Below are 23,397 nucleotides of genomic sequence, written 5' to 3' on the forward strand. Positions count from 1 at the left end.
ACAGGCGATGAAAGTGATGTTTGCAGGCTTTGCCGGGATCATGGTGATCGGTGTCGTGGCCTATTTCGGCCTGCACGAGATGGGCTTTTCCTCTCAGGACGTTTATTCCAGTGGTAATGTCAGATTGGACTGACCTGCGGGGATAAATTACGCCATGGCGGTACGGGACGAATACGGCGGCACGCTTGAGGGCGCGTCGGTTCTGATTATCGACGACGAGCCGGGCATGCGGCATTTCCTGACCAAGATTCTGGAACCGCGGGTGAAACGGGTGGCGCAGGCAGCCTCGCCGGCCGAGGCGACGAAGCTGCTGGATGCGGCGCATTTTGACGTGGTGGTGCTGGACAATGTCATGCCGGGCAAGACCGGGCTTGAGTGGGTCAACGAACAGCGCCGCAAGGGGTTCTATGCTGACACGATCCTGATCACCGCCTATGCGGATCTGGAAACCGCGATCGCCGCACTGCGGGCGGGCGTCAGTGACTTTGTGCTCAAACCGTTTCGGACCAATCAGATTCTGGGCGCGGTGTCGCGCACGCTGGACCGCAAGAACCTGCGCCGGGACAACACATTGCTGCGCCGCGAGCTGCATGCGGGAACAGCGGTGCAGATGCTGGGCAAATCGCAGGCCCTGGGGGCGGTGCGCCGCATGTTGACCCGTCTGGCGCCGCTGCCGACGCCGGTTCTGTTCACCGGGGCCAGCGGCACCGGCAAGGAACTGGCGGCGCGGCAGTTGCACCAGATGTCAGACCGCAGCGACAAGCCCTTTGTCGCCGTGAACTGCGCCGCCATTTCACCGGACCGGATCGTGCCGGAGCTGTTCGGGTCGGTGGAGGGCAATGAGACGTTAAAGCCGGGGCTGTTACTGCTGGCGGACGGCGGCACGTTGTTTCTGGACGAGGTGGCGCAGATGCCGGAGGCATTGCAGGCGGCGCTCTTGCGGGTGCTGGAAGACCAGACCATCCGCCCGCAGGGGGGCGAGCGGGAGATACCGCTGGACCTGCGGTTCCTGTTTGCCACCAACGCCAACCTGGAAAAAGCGGTGGCAGAGGGCCGTTTCCGCGCCGATCTCTATCACCGGATCAATGTGGTCGAGATCGAGATGCCGCCGCTAAAAGACCGGTCCGAAGACATCGTCGAACTGGCGGCATTGTTCATGGAGCAGTTTTCGACAGTCCTGGGCATGCCCGCGCTGCGGCTTGATGCGGAAACCCTACTGAAACTGCGGCGCTATGACTGGCCCGGAAATGTGCGCGAACTGCGCAATCTGATCGAACGGTCGGTCATCCTCGGCGCTTTCCCCGAGGGTTTTTCGGGCCATGGTTCCGTCGCCGGGACGCGGGCAATCGAAGATCTGGACCTGGTGATACAGCGGCATGTGTTACATGTGCTGGATCTGTGCAAAGGAAACCGGGCAGAGGCCGCACGGCGGCTGGGGGTGTCGCGCAAGACCATCGACCGCAAGATGGCGGTATGGGGTGAGGCGGGTATTGATATCGACCTTGCCTGAACCGGATTGCGCGGCGGCCTGCGGCCCTGGTTCCGCGCTTGGGAAAGGTGGAAAGGGCGCCGTCCGGACCTCCGCCGCGTCGGTCACGAAGCATAGTTTTGCATTCTGTAAGGCTGATAAGCAGAATTATGTCAAATTAATTCCGCTACATCACGTTGATATCCATCCCCGTCGCGACCAGTGACGCGCGGTCAATTGGCGCTCCGGCCAGACGCTTCCGCGCCTGCATATGGGTTTTGGCGTTGTATACTGTTTCCACCGCAGAAAGCCTGTCACCGGCAAAGCGCCAGACCGTGCCGTCCGCGCCTGTCAAGGCTTGGTCGTCAGGTCCGGCAAGGCCTGCAATCTGCAGCTGATATGGACCGCGGTAAACCTTCATTCAGAAATGCTGAAATGGGCCTGCGAAACGATCGCTGCATCCATCAGATCGGCTGAGGGCGCTACAGCACAGGTGCGGCAGCATGATCCGGGCAAGGATCAAGGCCGATGATCAAGGGTGTCGGCTTTGGGCCAGCCCGCCGCTGACATTTCAAAAATCCATCGGCGCATTCGCCTTTACTTCCTTGATCACAAAAAAGGTCCGGGCTTGCCGGACACCGGGAAGCGAGATCAGCTTTTGGGTGTGGAACCGGTTGAAATCCGCGATGTCAGACACCCTGATCCGCAACAGGTAATCGAAATCCCCGGCCACCAGATCACAATCCAGGATCGACGCCTCCTTGGTGATCGCAGCCTCGAAGGCGGCAAAGCTTTCGGGGGTGGAACGGTCCAGGACGATGCCGACCATCACCAGGGCCCCCAGGCCGACCTTGTGTGGGTCAACCATGGCCCGCACGCCGGTGATGTACCCCTCATCGAACAGGCGCTGGGTCCGGCGGTGGCAGGTTGCGGGGCTGACATTGGTACGCTGCGCCAGTTCTGCATTGGTCAGCCGCCCGTCCGCCTGCAGCAGTTGCAAAAGCGCCAGTTCAGTCCGGTCGAGCGCGCGGGATGGGTTATCTTTCAACATGTTACCTCTGAAACTCGGCGGAACGCACAGGGGTGCTGCCGCAGGCGATGATTCGCTGTAATCACTGGATGACGTATTCTTTCAGAATGATCGAGGTTTTTGAAGATTTTATGAGGTTGTGATGGCTTAGGGCGCAAAAGTGTAGAAATGAGCCATATACTTTGAAAGGACATTTCACAAATCCGTTGCTATCACGGGGCGACCCAAACTGGAGATAGCCATGTCACTACTTGAAAAATTCGAACGGTATCCGCTGACCTACGGCAAGACCCCGATTGACCACCTGCCCCGGCTGACCGCCGCTCTGGGTGGCAAGGTCGAAATCTATGCCAAGCGCGATGACTGCAATTCCGGTCTGGCCATGGGCGGCAACAAGCTGCGCAAGCTGGAATATATCGTGCCTGACGCTATCGCATCGGGTGCTGATACGCTTGTGTCCATCGGTGGCGTTCAGTCGAACCACACCCGGATGGTGGCGGCAACCGCGGCCAAGATCGGCATGAAATGCGTTGTGGTGCAGGAAAAATGGGTGCCCCATTTCGACGCCGTTTACGACCGCGTCGGCAATATCCTGATGACCCGTCTGATGGGCGCGGATTCGCGACTTGTCGACGATGGTTTTGACATCGGCATCCGCGAAAGCTGGGAAAACGCGATGCAATCGGTCCGCGATGCGGGGGGCAAGCCCTATGGCATTCCGGCGGGCGCCTCCGTGCATAAATACGGTGCGTTGGGCTATATCGGCTTTGCCGAGGAAGTGGCGGAGCAGGAAGAAGAGCTGGGCTTCAAGTTCGATTACATCGTGGTCTGCGTCGTCACCGGCTCGACACAGGCCGGCATGATCGTGGGCTTCAAGAACCAGGGCCGCGCCGACCGCGTGATCGGAATCGACGCCTCGGCCACCGTGGAACAGACCCGCGCACAGGTCACGGAGATTTCCCGCAAGACCGCCGAACTGGTTGGACTTGGCCAGGAAATCACCGAGGATGATATCGTGATCAACCCCGATTACGCCTATCCCGCATATGGTGTCCCGTCGGATGAAACCAATGACGCTATCCGGCTTGCAGCACAGACCGAGGCGATGATGACCGACCCGGTTTACGAAGGGAAATCCATGCAAGGCATGATCGACCTGACCCGCAAGGGGTTCTTTCCCGAAGGATCGCGGGTGCTTTATGCCCACCTTGGCGGCGCACCGGCCCTGAACGGCTACAGCTATTACTACAAAGACGGCTGAACCGGCAGCGAATGCCCGATGTGGGCGGTTCTTGCCGCCCACGTCACCCCCCTCAGCCGGAGACGAACATGTCCTTGTAGGTGTCCCGCAGCAGGTTTTTCTGGACCTTGCCCATGGTATTGCGCGGCAGGCTGTCGACCACAACCAGCCGGCGCGGGTGCTTGAAGCGCGCCAGCGGACCCTTGACCGCCTCCATGATCGCATCCGTATCGGGCGTCTTGCCCTGCTTTGACACCAGTACACCAACCACCGTTTCGCCAAAGTCCGGATGTGGCACGCCGATGACCGCGCTTTCCAGAACGCCGTCCTGCTCATCCAGCACCAGCTCGATTTCCTTGGGATAGATGTTGTAGCCGCCCGAGATGATCAGGTCCTTGCCCCGGCCTACGATGCTGACATAACCGTCGGCGTCGATCATCCCCAGATCACCGGTGATGAAAAAGCCGTTGTTCCGCAGTTCCTCGGCGGTTTTTTCGGGCATGTTCCAGTAGCCTTTGAACACATTGGCGCCCCTGACCTCGATGACGCCGACCTCACCTTGCGGCAGGGTTTCGCCGCTGGCCGGGTCGCAGACCTTCAACTCGACCCCCGGCAGCGGAAAGCCGACAGTGCCGGCGCGGCGTTCACCCACATAAGGGTTGGAGGTGTTCATATTCGTCTCTGTCATGCCGTATCGTTCAAGAATTCGCTGGCCGGTGCGGGCCTCGAACTGCACATGTGTCTCGGCCAGCAGGGGCGCAGACCCCGATATGAAGACCCGCATATGATCAGCGGACTGCCGGGTGAAGCGGGCATCGTCGAGAAGTCGTGTATAGAACGTGGGCACACCCATCATCGTTGTGGCGCGGGGCATCAGGGACAGCACCTGATCCACATCGAAGCGGGGCATGAATATCATGCTGCCACCGGCGATCAGGGTCACATTGGTGGCAACGAACAGACCGTGGGTGTGAAAGATCGGCAAGGCATGCAGCAGCACGTCCTGCGCGGTGAACCGCCATTCCTTTGCCAGGGTCGCGGCATTCGACAGCAGGTTGGTCTGCGTCAGCATCGCCCCTTTCGATCTTCCCGTGGTGCCGGACGTGTAAAGAAACGCGGCCAGGTCATCTGCGCTGCGCTCAACGGTGTCAAAGCGATCCGGCGCGCTTTCCGCCTTTGTAACCAGCGACCCGGCACCTTCGGCATCCAGCGTCTCGACCAGCGCGCCCAGTTCATCTGCGACGGGCGTCAGCGCCGAAACCGCGCTTGGGTCACAGACCACCAGCGCCGCGCCGCTGTCCTTGATGAAATAGGTCAGTTCAGATGTGGTGTAGGCGGTGTTCAACGGCAGGAACACCAGCCCGGCCTGAGCGCAGGCCGCAAACAGCGCCAGTGCCTGGGGTGATTTATGCACCTGTGCCGCGACGCGGGCCCCCGGCTGCAATCCCAGTCCGGTCAGCACATGGGCGATCTGCGCGGTCTGTTTCAGGAATTCCGAATAGCTCAGCGTTGTACCGTCGATCAGGTGCAGAAAAGCTGCGTCGCGCCCCAGATGAGCACCGAACAAAGTATCGTAAAGCGGGTTTGGCATGGCGTTATCTTTCCGAGGTCGTCGCGTTGACAAATGTCTTCGCCAAGGCGGTGACTTCCGCGCTGGCAACGATCTTGCCCTTGGTGGCAAAGTTTTCGAGGTTCTGTGAGACGGCTGACAGGTCATAGAGGTAATTGACCATCACACCGCCTGAATTGGCCTCCCCGTTGGCCGAGGAATCGGCATCGGCATGTACCGCATGGACAAGCGCGCCATTGCCCAGATGAAAGCGCGCCACCGGATCATAGGGCGCATCCCCCCTGCCCTTTGCATCCAGCAGGTAATGCGCCGCAAGCGCGCGCCGCATTGCGGGCGTCTCGGGCATCTTGATGTCGTTCAGGGCCGCCCATTTGGTCAAAAGCGGGATCGGCGAAAGGGTGACAAAGGTCTTCAGCCCTGCCTGTTCCGCGGCAAGGTCCGCCGCCACCTGCTTGATCAGCGAATTGCCGAAGGAAATGCTGGCCAGCCCGGCCTGGCAGTTCGAGATCGAATAGAACACTGCCGTGTCGCAGGCCTCGGGGTTCAGCGCTGCGCGGTCTTCGGCCAGCAGCGCCTGTATGGACCCGGGAATGCCCTTGGTCAGCGCCACCTCGACAAAGATCAACGGCTCATCCGGCATGGCGGGATGGAAGAAGGCAAAGCAGCGGCGGTCCTTGGGTTGCAACCGGCGGCGCAGGTCGTCCCAGCTGTGAATGGCGTGGACCGCCTCATAGGCGATGATCTTTTCCAGGATATGGGCGGGGCTTTCCCAGCTGATCGGGCGCAGCACCAGAAAACCGCGGTTGAACCAGGATGCGAAAAGGTGCCGGAAATCCAGGTCAAGTGCCGCCAGTTCCGGGTCATCACCGGCCAGCGACAGCAGGTCGGCCCGCATCCTGACCAGTGCGCCGGTGGCACCCGGCGCGCGGTTCAGGCGCCGGATCAGCTCCTGCCGCTGCGGCTCGGCCGCGTTCAGGAAGGCCCGGTAGGTCGCTTTTGACGGCGTCTGTTCATAGGCATCCAGCGCGGACCGCACGACTTCGGGGTCGATGTTCATGTCGCGCGCCAGGTGCTGCAGGAAGGCCAGTTTGCCTGCATCATCAAGACTTGCGAATTTTCCCAGAATGTCCTGGGCAAGCGCCTGTTCCGTCGTTTCGCCGGCACTGCCAAGCAGATCGGCGGTGAGAGCCGCAATCGGGCGGGTTGACGGGCGATCCTGACCAAAGGGGCGGTAGCGCCTTTCGAACATGGTCGACAGCAAGTCAGCAAGTATCGTCATGGTGCAAGTCCTTATGGCGGAGTGCCGCAAGCGATGAGGTGCCGCGCGTCAGGGGCGGCGTGAGAAGTGCCTGTATTTTAGTCGCAATTTCTGCGCCTGACGGGGTAAACCGCCGGAGGTGATGGGTGGATCATAGACGCATCATGTTTTTCAGGTCAATTATTTTGTATACAAGATATTAGTTATTGCGTGCTTCCTAGCACCAAGCTAGCTTTTCTACATGGAACAACGCAGTGCGGTGAACATCGCAAATTCTTTGGAGCAAATGATTTTCGACGGCACCTTTGCCGACGGCGATCGTCTGGACGAGGTGCGGCTGGCCGAACAATTCGGTGTGTCACGCACGCCGCTGCGCGAAGCGCTGCAACGTCTGGAAAGTTCCGGGCTGGTCACCCTGATCCCGCGACGTGGTGCTTTCGTGCGTCAGCCCGGGCCCCTTGAACTGCTGGAGATGTTCGAGGTGATGGCCGAACTGGAAGCGGTCTGCGCCAGACTGGCTGCGCGGCGCATGTCCGATGATGCATTGGACGAGCTGCGGTTGGCCAATATGCGCTGCCAGGCGGCTTCGGATGCGCAGGACACCGACCTGTATTATATGGAAAACGAAAAGTTCCACGCCACGATCTACCGCGAATCGGGCAACAGCTTTCTTGAGCAGGAAAGCCTGAAACTGCAAAAACGCCTGCGCCCCTTCCGCCGCCAGCAACTGCGCCTTCGCGGGCGGATGCCGCAATCGCTGACCGAACATGAGGCGATTGTGGAGGCGCTGACGGCAGGCGATTCCAACGCCGCCGCCAATGCGCTGCGCGACCATGTGAACGTTCAGGGCGAGCGGTTTCAAAGCCTGATGGCGGGCCTGAAAGCGGCTGCATCTTAGCGACCTGTCACGAGAATTTCATTCCGGCCTGCAAGAACTGCCTGTCTGAAAGGGGTGGAGACATCCTTACCATTGCCCCCGGGCAACGGGTGTACCAGCGATGCCCTGCCGACAAAGCCCAAATAAGCATCAGGCGGGTTGTTGCCGGGGATGTGTCACATGAAAATGCAGTATTTGCTTGACCAATTACAATCAGCCGATGTTGTATACAAAAACAAGAATAAAAATACATCATCCCGAACAACGTAACAGCGAGGACTACCATGACATTGAAAAACCTGATGACCGGCACTGCGCTGAGCCTGTTGGCCGCCGCACCCGCATTTGCGGACAAAGCCGACGACACGCTGCGTGTGGCCTTCACCAAGGAACTGGAATCGGTCGACACCTATTACAATTCTGCGCGCGAAGGGATTCTGTTCACCCGTGGCGTCTGGGACGCCCTGTTGTTCCGTGATCCGATCTCGGGCGAAATCTCGGGCAACCTTGCGACCGAATGGACCTGGATTGACGATGTCACCGTCGAATTCAAACTGCGTGAGGGCGTGACCTTTCACAACGGCGAGGTCTTCAACGCCGACGATGTGGTCCATACCGTCAACTATGTTGTGAATCCCGAAAACGGCGTCAAGGTGATGACCAACGTCAGCTGGATGAAGAGCGCGGAGAAGGTTGACGATTATACCGTCCGCATCATTCTGAATGCGCCCTTCCCGCCGGCCGAAGAATATCTGGCAAGCGTTGTGGTCATGTATCCCGACGAATATTACGCCGAAGTCGGCCCGACCGGCATGAACACCAATCCCGTGGGCACCGGCCCCTACAAGGTCGACAAGGTCGAAGCAGGCAAACTCTATGAGCTGAGCCTGAACGAAAACTATCACGACAGCCCCAAAGGCAAGGGCAAGATCGGCAAGATCGAGGTCAAGACGATCCCCGACATGAACACCCAAGTGGCGGAGCTGTTCAACGGCGGTCTGGATTTCCTGTGGAACGTCCCCGCCGATCAGGCAGAGAAACTGGCCGAGATGGATGACCGTTTTGACGTGGTCAACGCGCAGGCGATGCGCATCGGCTATATCACGATGGACGCCCAGGGCGCTGTCGACCCAGATGGCCCGATGACCAAGAAAGCGGTCCGTCAGGCGATCTATCACGCCATCGACCGTCAGGCGATTGTCGATGCGCTGGTCAAAGGTTCCTCCGAAATCGTGAATGCAGGCTGCGCACCGATCCAGTTCGGTTGCGACCTTACCGTCAAGTCCTATGACTATGACCCGGAAAAGGCCAAGGCGCTGCTGGCCGAAGCCGGTTATCCCGATGGTTTCGAGATCGACTTCTACGCCTACCGCGACCGGCCCTATGCCGAAGCGCTCATGGGCTTTCTGAATGCGGTCGGGATCAAGACCAACTTCAACTACCTGCAATACGCCGCCCTGCGCGAGAAACGCACAAAGGACGAGGTGCCGATTTCCTTCCAGACATGGGGTTCCTATTCGCTGCCCGACGTCTCGGCGATCACCGGTGAATTCTTTACCGGCGGCGAGCTGGACGATGCGCATGACCCGGAAATCATCGAATGGGTGAAAGAAGCAGGTTCCATCACCGACCGTGCCAGGCGTGAAGAGCTCTACAGCAAGGCACATGCCAAGATCGCCGAGGAGGCCTATTGGGTGCCGCTGTGGACCTACAACGTGAACTATGTGCTCAGCAAAGAGCTGGACTACACTCCCACAGACGACGAAGTCATCCGTTTCGCGGACTTCGCCTGGAAATAACCTTTGACGGGCCGCGCGGCATCTGTTGCGCGGCCCGTGCCTGTTTCTTTGCCCGGAAGGTGACGCACGATGGCCGTCTACATACTCAAACGTTTCGGTCTTGCCCTCTTGGTGGCCCTGACCGTTTCATTCATCAGTTTCAGCCTGTTGTTCATGGCAGGCGATCCGGCTGTTGCCATTGCAGGCGAAAACGCCACTTCGGAAGATATCGCGCTGGTCAACGCACGCTACGGCTTTGACCGGCCGATGATCGTGCAATACGGCGACTGGCTGGGCTCGGCCGTGACAGGTGACCTGGGACGTTCGTGGTATTTCGACATGTCGGTGACCGAGCTGATTGCCGACCGCCTGACCGTCACCATGAAGCTGGGCCTCTTTGCCATCACGCTTGCGCTGGCGGTGGCGATCCCGCTGGGCGTGGCGGCGGCGGCCAATCCGAATTCGATAATCGACCGCTTTGCGCTGTTTCTGTCCGTGGTCGGTCAGGCCATCCCGTCCTTCTGGTTCGGCCTGATCCTGATTGTCATCTTCTCGATCAAGATGCGACTCCTGCCTGCTTCGGGCAACGAGTCATGGCAGCATTTTGTCCTGCCCACCGTCGTGCTGGGCTATTACGCCACCCCCGCCATCATGCGTCTGACGCGGGCGGGGATGATGGAAGTGCTGTCCTCCGACTATATCCGCACCGCGCGGGCCAAGGGGCTGCGCACGCGCAAGGTGATGTTCAAACACGCCCTGCGCAACGCGATCATTCCCGTGGTCAGCCTGGCGGCGGTCCAGATGGGCTTTATGCTGGGCGGTTCGATCGTGGTCGAAACCGTCTTTGCCCTGCATGGGGCCGGCTATCTGGCCTGGGAATCCATCGCCCGCAACGACCTGCCGACCATGCAGGCGCTGATCCTGATCTTTTCGACCTTCTATATTCTGTTCACCTTCCTGGCTGACGTTCTGAACGCATGGCTGGATCCACGGCTGCGCGTGGGCTGAGGATAGACATGACCGATACAACCACACCCACCGACCAGCCCCTGCAGGCCCCCCGCAACAAGCCACTGACACCCGGACAGGCGATGCGCCGACGCGCCCTGCGTCACAAGGGCCTGATGTTCGGTGCCGTTGTCATGCTGATTGTCCTGTGCGTTGCAATCTTTGCCCCGCTGCTGACCCAATATGACCCTTACCAGCAAAGCCTGCTGGCGCGAATGAAACCTCCGGTCTTTCTGGGTGGCACATCCGAACACTGGCTGGGCACCGACGGGCTGGGCCGCGATTTCTGGGCGCGGCTGGCCTATGGCGCGCGTATCTCGCTGATGATCGGCATTCTGGCCGCCGTCATCTCGGGCATCATCGGCTCGACGCTGGGCATTCTGGCCGGCTATTTCGGTGGCAAGGTCGACATGGTCGTGACCTTCCTGATCAACGTGCGGCTGGCCATGCCCGTCGTGCTGGTGGCGCTGGCCGTCGTGGCGCTGTTCGGCGGCTCGCTGGTTGTCGTCGTCTCGGTTCTGGGTCTGCTGCTGTGGGACCGCTTTGCCGTGGTGCTGCGCTCGGCCACGATGCAGGTGCGCGAACAGGAATATGTCGCCGCAGCCGAAGTGCTGGGCGCATCCTTGCCGCGCATCCTGTTCAAGGACATCCTGCCCAACGTGATGAACCACCTGATCGTGATCTTCACGCTGGAAATGGCCCACGCCATCATCCTTGAGGCGGCGCTGTCCTTCCTCGGGCTTGGCGTGCAACCGCCCACCCCCTCCTGGGGCCTGATGATTTCCGAAGGCAAGGACATGCTGCTGTTCGAACCCTGGCTGATCACCATTCCCGGCGTGGCGCTGTTCTTTCTTGTTCTTGCCATCAACATGCTGGGCGATGGCCTGCGCGATGTCACCGCACCGGAGGGGCGCAACTGATGACCGATCCTATCCTGTCCATCCAGAACCTGACCGTTGACCTGCCCAAGGCCGCCGACCGCGCCCATGCCGTCGAAAACCTGTCCTTGCAGGTCATGCCCAAGGAAATTGTCTGTATCGTGGGCGAAAGCGGCTCGGGCAAGTCGATCACCGCCTTCACCACCATGGGCCTGCTTCCGCAGGCGCTGTCGCCCTCGCAGGGAGAAATACGTTTTGACGGGCACGACCTGCTGAAACTGTCCAAGCGCGCGCACAGCGACCTGCGGGGCCGTCGCATGGCAATGATTTTTCAGGAGCCCATGTCGGCCCTGAACCCCTGCTATTCCGTGGGCGACCAGATCGAAGAGATGTTCCAGCAGCACACCGATCTGGGTGCCGCCGAACGCAAGGCGCGCACGATCAGGCTGCTGGAAGAGGTGCACCTGCCCGACCCGCCGCGCATTTACAACTCTTACCCGCATCAGCTGTCGGGCGGCCAGCGCCAGCGCATCGTGATCGCCATGGCTCTGGCCCTGGACCCCGCGCTGCTGATCGCGGACGAACCGACAACCGCGCTGGACCTGTCGACGCAGCAGCAGATTCTGCACCTCTTCAAGGAGCTGCGCGAAAAGCATGATGCCGGCATCATGTTCGTCACCCACGACTTTGACGTGGTAGCCGAGATTGCCGACCGCGTCGTGGTGATGCAGCACGGCAAGATTGTCGAACAGGGCAGCGCCGAAGAGGTCCTGAACCGCCCGCAACACCCCTATACCCGCCTGCTGATCGACGCGGTGCCGCGCCGCACCCGCGACGTGCCCGCACCTATCACCAGTCACGAAGTGCTGAAAGTGTCGAACCTGAACAAGACCTATCACGTCGCCGGCGGCATGTTCCGGGCCGCGCGTACCGTTCATGCCTGCAAGGACGTGAACTTTACCGTCCATCAGGGCGAAACCCTGGGCATCGTGGGCGAAAGCGGCTCGGGTAAGTCGACACTGGTCAAATGCCTTATCCGTCTGGAAGACCCCGAAAGCGGCGTCGTCTCGGTCGAGGGCAAGGACATTGCCCTGATGTCGCGCCACGACCTGCACCCCTACCGCAAACACATCCAGATCGTGTTTCAGGACCCCTACGGCTCACTCAACCCGCGCCGGACCATTGGCGATCAACTGGTCGAGGGGCCGGTGAACTTTGGCGAAAACCGCGCCAAGGCCATGGAACGTGCGCGCGAGCTGATGAAGATCGTGCGGCTCGATCCCGAGGTGCTGAACCGCTATCCCAACCAGTTCTCGGGCGGTCAACGCCAGCGGATCTGCATCGCACGCGCCCTGATGGTCGAACCAAAAATCCTGATTGCGGACGAGGCGGTGTCGGCGCTGGACGTTTCAGTACAAAAAGAGGTGCTGAAACTGCTGAACGAAATCCGCGACCGGATGGGGCTGACCGTTCTGTTCATCACCCACGACCTGCGTGTCGCGGCACAGGTTTGTGACACCCTGATCGTCATGCAGCAGGGCGATGTGGTGGAACGTGGCACCGTGGAAGAGGTCTTTGGCGCGCCATCGCACCCCTACACCAGGATGCTGCTGGATGCGCAGCCGGGTAAACATTGGGATGTGCCCGACATCGCAACCCTGCCCCCGGCCGTCGCATGAGCGGGTCGTTTTCGCGCAGCCAGCAGACCCGCAAGCCGGGTGTCACCGCCACCTCGGGCGGTGTCGTTGCTGCCCAGCACGTGGTCGCCGCCGAAGTCGGGGCCGAAGTCCTCGCCGCAGGCGGTGACGCGATCGATGCCGCCGTCGCCGTCAGCTTTGCCATTGGCGTGGTCGAACCGTGGATGTCCGGCCCCATGGGCGGCGGTGCCATGATGCTGTGGCGCGCCGACGAAGGTCGCGCCCATGCGCTGAACTATGGCATGCGGTCCTCCGCTACACTCGATGTGGGCCACTATCCGCTGTCTGGCGCGGGCAAGGCCTCTGACCTGTTCCCGTGGGAAGCCGTGGTCGAGGACCGCAACGTCACCGGTGCCACCTCGGTCGCCGTGCCCGGCACGATGGCGGGCATTTCCGCCGCACACGGCCGCTTTGGTCGGATGCCGTGGGACACGCTGCTGACCCCCGCCGTCGATCTGGCCAAACAGGGCTTGCACGTGGATTGGTACGCGGCCCTCATCATCGCCTCCAGCGCGCGTGATCTGGCACGCGACCCGGATGCCGCCGCGCTCTATCTCGATGACGGTATCTGGCCAAAAGGATCCGGCTGGACCGCGCTGGCCGATCAGCGACTGGACCAGAGCAAGATGGCCAAAACGCTGGAACAGCTGGCCCGCGAAGGCGAAGAGGCGTTCTATCGCGGCGACATCGCCGCCGCCCTCGTGCGCGATGTCACCGACAAGGGCGGCTTCCTGTCGATGGACGACATGCGCGATTACCGCGTCACTTGGTCCGACCCTCTGGCAATCCCCTTTCGCGATGGCACCATCCACGCCATGCCCGGCCTGACCGCAGGCCCCACGCTGGCCGATGCAATCTCCCGCTGGCAGGATGGCTATGAGGCCTCCGACGCCGACAGCCCCGCCGCCTATGTCGCCCGTGCCAACGGGCTGCGCGCGGCCTATGCGGACCGGCTGACCAACATGGGCGATCACGACAGCGCCAAGGCCCCCGGTTGCACCACGCATTTTTCCATCGTGGACAGCGCGGGCAACATGGTGTCGATGACACAAACCCTGCTGTCGATCTTCGGCTCCAAGGTGGTGTCGCCCTCGACCGGCCTGAGCCTGAACAACGGCATCATGTGGTTCGACCCCGAACCGGGCAAACCCAACTCTCTGGGTCCCGACAAAGCCTGCCTGATGAACGTCTGCCCCGTCGTCGGTGAAACCCCGACCCGCCGCTTTGCGCTGGGGGCCTCGGGCGGGCGCAAGATCATGCCCGCCGTGGCGCAGATCAGCGGCCACCTGATGGAACAGGGCATGTCGATGCAGGACGCCATCGAAGCGCCGCGCATTGACGCCTCGGGCGGTGCGCAGGTTGTGGCAGACGAACGGCTTGCCGGTCCCGTGGGCGACGCGCTGGCAGACAACTTCCCGCTGGCGCTGGCGCAACGGCTGCCTTTCCCCTTTGCCTTTGCCTGCCCCGCAGGGGTGATGCGCGAGGGCACCACCAATTCCGGCACCACGGAAACCATGTCCCCCTGGGGCGATGGCGTGGCTGAACCCGAAACCAAAAAGGCCCCTTGAATGACCCTGCAAGACTCTGCCCGCGCCAATATCGAAACCTATTTCGACGATGGTGATTTCCAACGCGAGCTGGCCACGCTGGTGTCCCGCCCGACCGAAAGCCAGGACCCGCGCGGCAAGCCGCACCTGCAGGCCTATCTGCACGACGACATGGCCCCGATGCTGGAATCCATGGGGTTCACCTGCCGGTTCCACGACAATCCTGTGCCCGACGGCCCGCCCATCCTGACCGCCGAGCGGATCGAGGATGCAAGCCTGCCCACGGTCCTGACCTATGGCCACGGTGACGTGGTGCGCGCGCAAGAGGGCCAGTGGCGCGAGGGGCTGACGCCGTTCGAGCTGATCGAGGAGGGCGACCGCCTGTACGGGCGGGGTGCCGCCGACAACAAGGTCCAGCACCTGATCAACCTGCGCGCGATGCAGGCGGTGCTGAAGGCGCAGGGACATCTGGGCTTTAACGCCAAGGTCATCATCGAAATGGGCGAAGAGGCCGGATCGCCCGGCCTGAAGGAATTCTGCACCGCCAACGCCGACCTGCTCAAGGCGGATGTGTTCATCGCCTCGGATGGCCCGCGCCTGCGCCCTGCCGCGCCCACAATCTTTACCGGATCGCGCGGCGGTGCCAGTTTTGACCTTGAGGTCAAGCTGCGCGAGGGGGCCAACCACTCGGGCAACTTCGGCGGTCTGCTGGCCGATCCCGCGATGATCCTGTCGCACGCGCTGGCCAGCATCACCGACGCGCGCGGCCAGATCCGCATCCCCGAATGGCGCCCGACCAGCCTGACCCCCCGCATCCGCGAGGTTCTGGCCGCCCTGCCCTCCCATGACACCGGCATCGACCTTGACGCCGATTGGGGTGAAGCGGACCTGACCCCCGCCGAACGCGTGTTCGGCTGGAACAGCTTTGCCATTTTGGCGATGACAGCCGGCGTTCCCGCCGCCCCGGTCAACGCCATCGCCGGATCGGCCCGCGCCACCTGCCAGCTGCGGTTCGTGGTCGGCACCGATGTGGACGACATCCTGCCCGCCCTGCGCCGCCATCTGGACCGCGAAGGGTTCGACAAGGTCAAGATCGTCGCACACAGGCGCAACAGCTTTCCGGCGACACGGCTGGACCCAGATCACCCGATGGTCCGTTTCGCCAGTGCGTCGATTGAAAAAAGCGTGGGCACAGCACCGGACATCCTGCCGAACCTTGGCGGCTCGCTGCCCAACGATTGTTTTGCCGAGGTGCTGGGCCTGCCGACGATCTGGGTGCCGCATTCCTATGCGGGTTGCTCGCAGCACGCGCCCAACGAACATATCCTGAAATCCCTGTCGCGTCAGGCGCTGGTGGCAATGACCGGGTTGTTCGCCGATCTGGCCGAACAAGGCCTGCCAAAGGATTGATCCGGTGCCCGTTGCCCCTCAGGACATGATCGCCCTGCGCGACACCCTGCGTGCGGGGCAGTCGGCCCTGTGGGTCAATCCCGCCTATGCGCCCGCCCCCGATCCCGTGGCGCGCGCCGATCTGGACCAGGCCTGCGATGACTGGGCCATGCTGGCCCCGCTGTTGGCGCGCCTGTTCCCTGAATTGGAAGCCTCGGGCGGGCGCATCGCCTCGGACCTGATCCCGGCCCCTGCCGGAGCCTTTGGCGATCATCCAGGCACCCTGCTGATCAAGGGCGACCACGCCCTGCCGGTGGCCGGGTCCATCAAGGCGCGCGGCGGGCTGTTCGAGGTGTTCATCTGCGCCGTCACACAGGCCCGCGCGGCTGGAATGCTTGGCCCTGACGATCCCGTAACCCGTCTGGCCGAGATGCGCGATTTCTTTGCGGCCCGCACGATTGCTGTGGGATCCACCGGCAATCTGGGCCTGAGCGTCGGCATTGCCGCGCGCGCGCTGGGGTATGCCTGTGTCGTGCATATGTCGAGCGACGCAAAGCCGTGGAAGGTCGACCGCCTGCGCAAGCTGGGGGTCGAGGTGGTGCTGCACAGGGCGGATTACACCACTGCCGTTGCCGCCGCGCGCGATGCCACTGCGGACGATCCCGACAGCTATTTTGTCGATGACGAATCCTCGGAACTGCTGTTTCGCGGCTATAGCGCGGCAGCGGCGGAACTGGCCGCACAACTGGATGCGATGGGCATTGCCATCGGCCCCGACCGCCCGCTGTGCCTCTACCTGCCCTGCGGCATTGGCGGCGCGCCGGGTGGCATCGCCTATGGCGCGCGGGCGATGTTCGGCCCAGACGCCCACAGCATTTTCGTCGAGCCGCAGCAATCTGCCTCGGCCCTGTGCCATATGGCGTTCGATGCGCCGTCCGTCCACGATCTGGGCCTCAGCAACCGGACCGAGGCCGACGGCATGGCGGTCGCCACCCTGTCCCCGCTGGTGCGGGAGCGGATGCAGGACCGACTGGCGGGCGTCTGCACCGTTGGCGATGCCGACATGCTGCGCTGGGTCGCGGCGGGTCATGACCACGGGCTGCATTTCGAACCCTCCGCCACTGCCGGCTTCGCAGGGCCGCACCACCTGATGCACAGTGCCATGGGCAAGGCGTTCCGCGCGCAGCACATGGCCCATGTCGCGCTCGAAAACATCACCCACGTCGTCTGGGCCACCGGCGGCCTGTTCGTCCCCGACGCTGCCCACCGTGCCTTTCTGGAGTCTGCTGCCGCATTGCCTGCCGCCTATGACCTGCCACAGGAGATCACCCCATGACCAACCCCGCCAGCCTTGGCGCCATCGAAGCCCGCCAACTGATCGCGCACAAACAATTGTCGCCGGTCGAACTGGCCGAGGCCTGCATCGCGCGGGTCGAGACGCTGGACCATGCGGTGAACGCGCTGATCGCACGCGACTTTGACGGCATGCTGGAGGGGGCGAAAAAGGCCGAAACCGCCGTGATGTCGGGCGCGCCGCTCGGGGCGCTGCACGGGCTGCCCTTCGCGGTGAAAGACATGATCGACGTGGCGGGCCTGCCCACCACCTTCGGGTCCGAAGCCTTTGCCGACAACATCGCCACCGGCGACGACGCCATTGTTGCAGCGATGCGCGCAGCGGGTGGCCTGCCGATGGGCAAGACCAACACGCCGGAATGGAGCGCCGGTGCCAACACCCGCAACCGCGTAAACGGGGTGACCGCGAACCCCTACGACCTGACCCGCACCTGCGCGGGATCCTCGGGCGGCTCGGCGGTGGCACTGGCCTGCGAATATGCGCCTCTGGCCACAGGATCGGACACCGGCGGCAGCCTGCGCAACCCGGCGGCCTATTGCGGGGTTGTCGGCTACCGGCCCAGCCCCGGTGTGGTGCCGGGCAACAACCGTGCGGCGGGGCTGATCCCCATGCCCACTTCCGGCCCGATGGCGCGCAGCGTGGCCGACGCCGGGCTGATGCTGTCGGTGCTGGCACGCCCCGACCGCAACGATCCTTTCACCACCGTGATCGACGGACGCACACCCTGGGAGGCGGGCACCTTTGCCAACCTGCCGCGCCGCGATCTGACATCCCTGCGCATCGCGGTCACCGAAGATTACGGCTTTGCCCCCACCGAACGCCTGATCCGCAACCACTTCCGCGCGATCCTGCCCAAGCTGGCACCGTTCATGGGCGACATGACCGAAGCCACCCCCGATTGCACCGACGCCGACCGCATCTTTTCAGTGCTGCGCGGGGTGCAGTTCCTTGGCGTCCATGCAAAGCTTTACGACGAAATCCCCGATCAGGTCGGCCCCAACGTCGCCGACAACGTCCGCGAAGGCCGCAGCTATTCCGCCGAGGACGTGGCACAGGCGATCTTTGCCCAAGGGCGCTATCACCGCGACTGGCAGGCCTTTTTCGAGACGCATGATTTCATCATCTCGCCCGCCGTCACCATCAGCCCGCGCCCCTGGCGCGAACTGTACCCGACCGAAATCGACGGCACGCCCACCAAAAGCTATTATCACTGGCTGGCGATGGCCTATGCCTCGACCATTCCGGGGCATCCGTCGATCACCATCCCCTGCGGGATGGACGCGAACGGCATGCCCTTTGGCCTGCAAATTGTCGGGCGTCGTCACGACGATCTGGGCGTGCTGGCCGTCGCGGCTGAGCTGGAGGCGATCATCGCAGGCACTGATCTGGCCGTGCCTGCCCCCGACTTTGCCGCCCTGCGCGCCGCCCCGCCGCTGTCGCAGGCGGATGAATTCCTGACCTTCAACTGACCGGGTGCCAGGCGGCTGGCCTATTGCAAGACCCGCCGCAGCCCTGACTGGGCTTCCCGCAGCGGGGCGATAAAGCGTTCGGCCAATTCCGACGCGGGCGCATCTGAGGCCGCGATGCCAAGGTTCAGCGCCGCGACGACGCGGCCGCGAATGTCGTAAAGCGGCACGGCGATTGACCGCAGGCCGATTTCAACCTCCTGGTCGATCACCGAATAGCCCTGCGCACGCACGACAGCCAGTTCCGCCATGATCGCATCAGGATCGGTGCGGCTGCGCATCGTGCGCGGTGCGAGGTCGGAAAGGTCGACCCATTTGCGTGCTTCCTCCTCGGGCAAAGCGCTGAGCAGCACCCGGCCCATGGAGGTACAATGCGCAGGCAGGCGCGACCCCGGCATCAGCCCGATGGACATGATCCGGGTGGCCGCCGAACGGGCGATATAGACAATTTCGGTCTCATCCAGGATCGACACCGAAGAAGACTGCCCGGTGCGCGCGGAAAGCTGATCTAGCCAGGGTTGCACGATCTGCGGCAGAGGCAGGGCTGCCAGCGCCCCCATCCCCAGCCGCAGAACACGCGGCGTGAGCTGGAAATATTTGCCATCGTATTCCGCGTAGCCAAGTTCGGTGAGCGTCAGCAAACAGCGGCGGGCAGTCGCCCGGTCAAGCCCTGTCGCGGCGGCTATTTCAGATACGGATTGGCGCGGCGTCTCGGCCCGGAAGCATTCAAGCACGCGCAGCCCCTTGGCAAAGGAGACGATGAAATCGGTTCTGTGCACCATGCGAACAACTGATGGCAGCATGTGAACAAATGTCAACATGTGAACAAAGAATCTGGTGCCGGTTCCGGTTCAGCGCGTATCAAAAGCCGAGGAGACATCTATGGACAAGACTTTCTCATCGCTTGCAGATGCTGTGTCGGTCATCCCGGACGGGGCGACCGTGATGATCGGCGGTTTTGGCGGCTCAGGCGCGCCAATCGAGTTGATCCACGCGCTGATCGACCAGGGCGCGCGGCATCTGACGGTAATCAACAACAATGCGGGGAACGGCCATGTCGGCCTTGCGGCACTGATCGAACAGGGCCGTGTCGACAAATTGATCTGTTCCTTTCCGCGCTCGGCTGACCCCACCGTCTTTGCCGAAGCCTACAAGGCGGGGCGGATCGAGCTTGAGATTGTGCCGCAGGGCACCCTGGCAGAACGGATCAGAGCAGGTGGTGCGGGCATACCCGCCTTCTACACGCCCACGGCCTTTGGCACCCAGGTGGCGGAAGGCAAGCCGACAGAGGTTTTTGAAGGCCGGTCCTATGTGCGTGAGCGCTGGCTCAAGGCGGATTTTGCCCTGATCAAGGGCGAGCTGGGTGACCAGCATGGCAATATGACCTACCGGATGGCGGCGCGGAACTTCAATCCGATCATGGCGACGGCAGCCACAACCACCATTGCCCAGGTATCGCGGATCGTGCCGCCGGGCGGGATCGACCCGGAACATGTCGTCACGCCGGGCATCTTCGTTCGCCGACTTGTCGAGGTGTCCGCGCCCGCACAGGAAGAAGAGCTTAACCGGGCGGAGGCCGTCTATCCATGACCGAAGTTTCCCACGCAAAGCTGAGCAATGCCCAGATCGCATGGCGCGCCGCGCAGGACATCGAGGACGGTGCCTATGTCAATCTCGGGATCGGATTTCCCGAAATGGTCGCGCAGTTCCAGCCTCCCGGACGGCAGGCCATCTTTCATACCGAGAATGGCATCCTTGACTTTGGCGCCGCCCCGGCCCGCGGTGAGGAAGACTGGGACCTGATCAATGCGGGAAAAAAGGCCGTCACGCTGAAACCGGGGACCGCCTTCTTTCACCATGCCGACAGTTTCGCGATGGTGCGGGGCGGGCATCTGGATGTTGCAATCCTTGGTGCCTACGAGGTTGCGCAGAACGGCGACCTGGCGAACTGGTCCACCGGCAGGGGCGGCATTCCGGCGGTCGGCGGTGCCATGGATCTGGTACAAAGCGCAAAGCGCGTTGCGGTGCTGACCGACCATGTGACCAAGGACGGCTTGCCCAAGCTGGTGTCTGAATGCACCCTTCCCCTGACCGGCGTTGCCTGCGTGACGCGGATTTACACCTCTCTTGCGGTGGTGGATGTGGTCGACGGGCGCTTTGTCCTGCGGGAGAAAGTGCCCGCCGTGACCCTGGAAGCGTTGCAATCCGTCACCGGTGCGCCGCTGCATATCGACGGTGCTGTCGCTGACCTGATCTGCCCTGACGAACCAGCCTAAAGCGCCCCGCCTTAAACTTGAATCGCCGATACCCTGCCGCGCTTCGCGCTCTCGGGACATCGGCGATACTGAGTGTATCAGGTTAAAGGCGGGACGCTCCAGCCTCGGGATGAGGCGCGGCATTCAGCCAGTTACGCCCCTGGCCCCTGCGTCGTCTCAAAGGTGATCTGGCCATCGCAGATGGTCATCACCGGCCCGAGCCCAGGTATCTCTTTCGGGTCTGTTGCCGCGATATCGCCGCCAAGTATCACCAGATCGGCCAGCATCCCGGTGCAGATCCGCCCGGTGCGGTCATCCATGTGACCTGCAAATGCACCGCGCCAGGTAAAACCTTCGAGCACTTGCATTAGCGGAACGCGCTGATCCGGAACGCCGGGGTGGAAGGGTTCGCGCGTGAGCGCTGCCGAAATCCCGACCAGCGGTTCCACGCGCACCACGGGCCAGTCCGAGGAAAAGGCATAATCGGCACCCGTTTCGATAACGTCGCGCCAGGCATAGGCAAAGGGCAACCGGGCCTCGCCGATAACGGAAACAGCCGGTTCAAGGGGCAGACCCATAACCCCTGGCACGTGCAACGGCTGCATGGAGGCTATGACGCCAAGTTCGCGAAACCGGGGCAAATCCTCGGGATGGACCACTTCGAGGTGTTCGATCCTGTGGCGCGCGTCGCGTTTGCCGTTGGCTTCCTGTGCGGCCTGGACACCGTCAAGAACGATCCGCACAGCGCCATCCCCAATGGCATGTACGCTGATCTGCAGGCCGCGCGCATCAATGTCGATGGCAGCCTTGTTGAAATGCGCCGCTTCAAAGATCGGCTCACCGCGGTTACCGGGCTGGTTCGCATACTCATCCACAAGCACCCCGGTGCCGCTTTCCAGTACACCGTCGCAGAAAATCTTCACCCGGCCGGATTTCAGCTTGTCGCTGTTGAAATCGGCTGCAAGGCGGCTGGCCTCGTCGAGCGAGGACAAAGGTTTCTCACGCGTGAGGTGAAAGGGCACTTCAACACGGACCGTCAGTTCCCCGGCATCCTCGATCTCTTTCAACAGCTCAAGAAGATATCGGTTTCCGTCCATGTTATGGATCGACGTAATCCCTTGCGCCGCACAAAACGCCAGACCTTCCTTCAGCACCGCAATGTCCTGCGCGCGTTCTTCGGGCGTTGGCGGCGTTTCCGGCTCCAGCCCGTAGTTGCCCAGCATCTCGCGCCCGCCGCTGGTCCGCAGGGCACGCACCGGTCCGATGGCATTCTTTTCGCGCAGCTCTCCGGTGGCCATTCCGTCAGGACCCACCACCACTTCGCTGCCCGCCCCGACATCGCGGCCCCGGGAGAGTCCTGCCTGCTCCAGCGCGGCGCTGTTGGCCCAGCCGGTGTGAAAATCAAAGGACAAGACAAGAACCGGGCGGTCGCGAACCATCTCGTCGATCAATTGCCGGGGATCCTTGCCGTGACCGGCAAGAAGCTCGTAGGTCGTGCCCTGCGCGACGAGCAATCCTTCGTCGGGATTGTCGGCAGCAAACTGGCGCAAGGCGGTTTTCGCGGCTTCAACATCGTCGAATTCAGACATCTGCAGGAACCGCCTGCCATAGGCCCCGCTGAAAAGATGCAGGTGCGATTCCACAAAGCCGGGCAATACCGTCGCGCCGTCAGCGTCGATCACGCGGGTCTTTGGCCCGATCAGATCAGCCGTGTCTTCATGGCGCCCCACTGCCGCGATCTTGTTGCCCAGTAAAGCCAGTGATTGCGCGGTCGGCGCGCGCTCGTCCATGGTCAGGATCTGCGCGTTCCTGATGACAATATCTGCCTGGGTCATGTGGGGTCGCCGATTGTTGTTTTCAAAGTTGGCTCCGCGAGAAAATCAGGTGCAAATATCATTCTGCACAACGGCTCCAGCCGCTGTGTCAGCGCGATGCGGTGATCCGCGATTGTCATGTCTTCTGATTTGATCAGGTCGAAGAAGGCCCCGCCCCAGATGTCGTAGAGGATCTGCACAAGATGATCGACATCCGCCGGATTTCCGTCGTGCAGCGTAAGGTCGTAAGAGGAGAGCACCTGCCGCAACGCGGACATCAGCTCGGTGTTCACGATCTGGTAGGATTGCGCCAGCTCTGTTGTCGGATAGCGGATTGTGTCAGCCTCGGCATAGCGCCAGATGCGTTTGCTGGCGATGCGCAATGTACCCTCCGCGAACTCGGAAAAGATGGTGACGAGCAGCGTGGCAAAGTCCAGATCCGTGCGCGGCACCATGATCTTGCTGTGCTGACGTTCGCGGGCCGCGCCCTCATGGATCAAGGCAATCAGGATGCCACCCTTGTTGCCGAAATAATTGAAGACGGTGGGCTGAGACACACCAACGGCCTCGGCGATGTCGGCCATTGTCGTTGCATCGACACCCTGGCTTGCAAACAGCCCTTGTGCCGCTTCGAGAATTTCCTCGCGGCGCCGGGCCTTCTTGCGGTCCCGCAGGCCTGGCGCGCCCTGCGCTGCCTCAATGCTTGTCGTTTGACCCATGGCATAAAGTCCTTCATGTAGTAAAAAATTTTATTGACTAAAATATTAT

Annotated in this window: 21 protein-coding genes; 14 read left to right on the forward strand and 7 right to left on the reverse strand. The window is 62.1% G+C overall.

Annotated features, from left to right (window positions below):
* Positions 1–7 precede the first annotated feature (7 nt).
* Both ACWNZ3_RS19245 and ACWNZ3_RS19250 read left to right on the forward strand, forming a co-directional pair.
* Positions 8–133, forward strand: a complete 126-nt coding sequence (locus ACWNZ3_RS19245; RefSeq protein WP_269360651.1) for a hypothetical protein — start codon at positions 8–10, stop codon at positions 131–133.
* A gap of 21 nt (positions 134–154) precedes the next feature.
* Positions 155–1,510, forward strand: a complete 1,356-nt coding sequence (locus ACWNZ3_RS19250) for a sigma-54-dependent transcriptional regulator (protein ID WP_269360650.1) — start codon at positions 155–157, stop codon at positions 1,508–1,510.
* A gap of 145 nt (positions 1,511–1,655) precedes the next feature.
* Here ACWNZ3_RS19250 and ACWNZ3_RS19255 read toward each other — a convergent pair whose 3' ends face one another.
* Both ACWNZ3_RS19255 and ACWNZ3_RS19260 read right to left on the reverse strand, forming a co-directional pair.
* Positions 1,656–1,889 carry an oxidoreductase C-terminal domain-containing protein gene (locus ACWNZ3_RS19255; RefSeq protein WP_496902280.1) on the reverse strand — a complete coding sequence of 78 codons (234 nt, stop codon included), beginning with the start codon at positions 1,887–1,889 and terminating at the stop codon, positions 1,656–1,658.
* 150 nt (positions 1,890–2,039) lie between these two features.
* A complete protein-coding gene (locus ACWNZ3_RS19260) occupies positions 2,040–2,516 on the reverse strand; it encodes an Lrp/AsnC ligand binding domain-containing protein (protein WP_114277528.1) in 477 nt (158 codons plus the stop codon).
* A gap of 223 nt (positions 2,517–2,739) precedes the next feature.
* Between ACWNZ3_RS19260 and ACWNZ3_RS19265 the strand changes: the two genes are divergently transcribed.
* Complete coding sequence (locus tag ACWNZ3_RS19265; protein WP_269360648.1) at positions 2,740–3,759, forward strand: 1-aminocyclopropane-1-carboxylate deaminase; 1,020 nt, start codon at positions 2,740–2,742, stop codon at positions 3,757–3,759.
* A gap of 52 nt (positions 3,760–3,811) precedes the next feature.
* Here ACWNZ3_RS19265 and ACWNZ3_RS19270 read toward each other — a convergent pair whose 3' ends face one another.
* Positions 3,812–5,329: a malonate--CoA ligase gene (locus ACWNZ3_RS19270; protein ID WP_496902281.1), complete on the reverse strand. Its 1,518-nt coding sequence runs from the start codon at positions 5,327–5,329 to the stop codon at positions 3,812–3,814.
* Between the two features lie 4 nt (positions 5,330–5,333).
* The gene (locus ACWNZ3_RS19275; RefSeq protein WP_496902282.1) at positions 5,334–6,587 is read right to left on the reverse strand and encodes a malonyl-CoA decarboxylase domain-containing protein; all 1,254 of its coding nucleotides are present in this window, start codon (positions 6,585–6,587) and stop codon (positions 5,334–5,336) included.
* 220 nt (positions 6,588–6,807) lie between these two features.
* Here ACWNZ3_RS19275 and ACWNZ3_RS19280 point away from each other — a divergent pair, with 220 nt between their 5' ends.
* The 9 genes from ACWNZ3_RS19280 (at position 6,808) to ACWNZ3_RS19320 (ending at position 18,563) form a co-directional block, all read left to right on the forward strand.
* Complete coding sequence (locus ACWNZ3_RS19280; RefSeq protein WP_496902283.1) at positions 6,808–7,464, forward strand: GntR family transcriptional regulator; 657 nt, start codon at positions 6,808–6,810, stop codon at positions 7,462–7,464.
* A gap of 263 nt (positions 7,465–7,727) precedes the next feature.
* Positions 7,728–9,242 (forward strand): ABC transporter substrate-binding protein, encoded by a 1,515-nt coding sequence (locus ACWNZ3_RS19285; protein ID WP_496902284.1) that lies wholly within the window; start codon positions 7,728–7,730, stop codon positions 9,240–9,242.
* Between the two features lie 69 nt (positions 9,243–9,311).
* A complete protein-coding gene (locus ACWNZ3_RS19290) occupies positions 9,312–10,229 on the forward strand; it encodes an ABC transporter permease (RefSeq protein WP_496902285.1) in 918 nt (305 codons plus the stop codon).
* Between the two features lie 8 nt (positions 10,230–10,237).
* Positions 10,238–11,149 (forward strand): ABC transporter permease, encoded by a 912-nt coding sequence (locus tag ACWNZ3_RS19295; protein ID WP_269360639.1) that lies wholly within the window; start codon positions 10,238–10,240, stop codon positions 11,147–11,149.
* Complete coding sequence (locus ACWNZ3_RS19300) at positions 11,149–12,786, forward strand: ABC transporter ATP-binding protein (RefSeq protein ID WP_496902286.1); 1,638 nt, start codon at positions 11,149–11,151, stop codon at positions 12,784–12,786. The genes ACWNZ3_RS19295 and ACWNZ3_RS19300 overlap by 1 nt, the downstream gene beginning before the upstream one ends.
* Positions 12,783–14,372, forward strand: a complete 1,590-nt coding sequence (locus tag ACWNZ3_RS19305) for a gamma-glutamyltransferase (protein WP_496902287.1) — start codon at positions 12,783–12,785, stop codon at positions 14,370–14,372. Before ACWNZ3_RS19300 ends, ACWNZ3_RS19305 begins: the two co-directional genes overlap by 4 nt.
* Positions 14,373–15,761 (forward strand): M20 family metallopeptidase, encoded by a 1,389-nt coding sequence (locus ACWNZ3_RS19310; RefSeq protein WP_496902288.1) that lies wholly within the window; start codon positions 14,373–14,375, stop codon positions 15,759–15,761.
* A gap of 4 nt (positions 15,762–15,765) precedes the next feature.
* Positions 15,766–17,076, forward strand: a complete 1,311-nt coding sequence (dsdA, locus tag ACWNZ3_RS19315) for a D-serine ammonia-lyase (protein ID WP_496902289.1) — start codon at positions 15,766–15,768, stop codon at positions 17,074–17,076.
* On the forward strand, positions 17,073–18,563 hold the full coding sequence (locus tag ACWNZ3_RS19320; RefSeq protein WP_496902290.1) for an amidase: 1,491 nt from the start codon (positions 17,073–17,075) through the stop codon (positions 18,561–18,563). Before dsdA ends, ACWNZ3_RS19320 begins: the two co-directional genes overlap by 4 nt.
* 20 nt (positions 18,564–18,583) lie before the next feature.
* On the opposite strand, the gene ACWNZ3_RS19325 is transcribed toward ACWNZ3_RS19320, so the two are convergent.
* Entirely contained in the window at positions 18,584–19,342 is a 759-nt protein-coding gene (locus tag ACWNZ3_RS19325; protein ID WP_496902291.1) for an IclR family transcriptional regulator domain-containing protein, read from the reverse strand.
* A 100-nt stretch (positions 19,343–19,442) separates the two neighbouring features.
* Between ACWNZ3_RS19325 and ACWNZ3_RS19330 the strand changes: the two genes are divergently transcribed.
* Positions 19,443–20,150, forward strand: coding sequence for a 3-oxoacid CoA-transferase subunit A (locus ACWNZ3_RS19330; protein WP_496902292.1), 708 nt, complete (start codon positions 19,443–19,445; stop codon positions 20,148–20,150).
* The gene (locus tag ACWNZ3_RS19335) at positions 20,147–20,836 is read left to right on the forward strand and encodes a 3-oxoacid CoA-transferase subunit B (RefSeq protein WP_496902293.1); all 690 of its coding nucleotides are present in this window, start codon (positions 20,147–20,149) and stop codon (positions 20,834–20,836) included. The genes ACWNZ3_RS19330 and ACWNZ3_RS19335 overlap by 4 nt, the downstream gene beginning before the upstream one ends.
* Before the next feature lie 131 nt (positions 20,837–20,967).
* Here the strand turns inward: ACWNZ3_RS19335 and ACWNZ3_RS19340 are convergent, their stop codons facing one another.
* Together ACWNZ3_RS19340 and ACWNZ3_RS19345 are read right to left on the reverse strand one after the other, a co-directional pair.
* Positions 20,968–22,650 carry an amidohydrolase gene (locus ACWNZ3_RS19340; protein ID WP_496902294.1) on the reverse strand — a complete coding sequence of 561 codons (1,683 nt, stop codon included), beginning with the start codon at positions 22,648–22,650 and terminating at the stop codon, positions 20,968–20,970.
* Complete coding sequence (locus tag ACWNZ3_RS19345) at positions 22,647–23,348, reverse strand: TetR/AcrR family transcriptional regulator (RefSeq protein WP_496902295.1); 702 nt, start codon at positions 23,346–23,348, stop codon at positions 22,647–22,649. The genes ACWNZ3_RS19340 and ACWNZ3_RS19345 overlap by 4 nt, the downstream gene beginning before the upstream one ends.
* Between the last annotated feature and the right edge of the window lie 49 nt (positions 23,349–23,397).

This window comes from Sulfitobacter sp. IGS-18, from assembly GCF_059628195.1.

Bases quoted from the DNA above. Each gene is read 5' to 3' on its own strand.
- ACWNZ3_RS19255 (WP_496902280.1), bottom strand. From the start codon at position 1,889: ATGAAGGTTTACCGCGGTCCATATCAGCTGCAGATTGCAGGCCTTGCC.
- ACWNZ3_RS19290 (WP_496902285.1), top strand. From the start codon at position 9,312: ATGGCCGTCTACATACTCAAACGTTTCGGTCTTGCCCTCTTGGTGGCC.
- ACWNZ3_RS19265 (WP_269360648.1), top strand. From the start codon at position 2,740: ATGTCACTACTTGAAAAATTCGAACGGTATCCGCTGACCTACGGCAAG.
- ACWNZ3_RS19270 (WP_496902281.1), bottom strand. From the start codon at position 5,329: ATGCCAAACCCGCTTTACGATACTTTGTTCGGTGCTCATCTGGGGCGC.
- ACWNZ3_RS19280 (WP_496902283.1), top strand. From the start codon at position 6,808: ATGGAACAACGCAGTGCGGTGAACATCGCAAATTCTTTGGAGCAAATG.
- ACWNZ3_RS19330 (WP_496902292.1), top strand. From the start codon at position 19,443: ATGGACAAGACTTTCTCATCGCTTGCAGATGCTGTGTCGGTCATCCCG.
- ACWNZ3_RS19325 (WP_496902291.1), bottom strand. From the start codon at position 19,342: ATGGTGCACAGAACCGATTTCATCGTCTCCTTTGCCAAGGGGCTGCGC.
- ACWNZ3_RS19295 (WP_269360639.1), top strand. From the start codon at position 10,238: ATGACCGATACAACCACACCCACCGACCAGCCCCTGCAGGCCCCCCGC.
- ACWNZ3_RS19245 (WP_269360651.1), top strand. From the start codon at position 8: ATGAAAGTGATGTTTGCAGGCTTTGCCGGGATCATGGTGATCGGTGTC.
- ACWNZ3_RS19275 (WP_496902282.1), bottom strand. From the start codon at position 6,587: ATGACGATACTTGCTGACTTGCTGTCGACCATGTTCGAAAGGCGCTAC.
- ACWNZ3_RS19250 (WP_269360650.1), top strand. From the start codon at position 155: ATGGCGGTACGGGACGAATACGGCGGCACGCTTGAGGGCGCGTCGGTT.
- ACWNZ3_RS19335 (WP_496902293.1), top strand. From the start codon at position 20,147: ATGACCGAAGTTTCCCACGCAAAGCTGAGCAATGCCCAGATCGCATGG.
- ACWNZ3_RS19310 (WP_496902288.1), top strand. From the start codon at position 14,373: ATGACCCTGCAAGACTCTGCCCGCGCCAATATCGAAACCTATTTCGAC.
- ACWNZ3_RS19305 (WP_496902287.1), top strand. From the start codon at position 12,783: ATGAGCGGGTCGTTTTCGCGCAGCCAGCAGACCCGCAAGCCGGGTGTC.
- ACWNZ3_RS19320 (WP_496902290.1), top strand. From the start codon at position 17,073: ATGACCAACCCCGCCAGCCTTGGCGCCATCGAAGCCCGCCAACTGATC.
- ACWNZ3_RS19300 (WP_496902286.1), top strand. From the start codon at position 11,149: ATGACCGATCCTATCCTGTCCATCCAGAACCTGACCGTTGACCTGCCC.
- ACWNZ3_RS19340 (WP_496902294.1), bottom strand. From the start codon at position 22,650: ATGACCCAGGCAGATATTGTCATCAGGAACGCGCAGATCCTGACCATG.
- ACWNZ3_RS19345 (WP_496902295.1), bottom strand. From the start codon at position 23,348: ATGGGTCAAACGACAAGCATTGAGGCAGCGCAGGGCGCGCCAGGCCTG.
- ACWNZ3_RS19285 (WP_496902284.1), top strand. From the start codon at position 7,728: ATGACATTGAAAAACCTGATGACCGGCACTGCGCTGAGCCTGTTGGCC.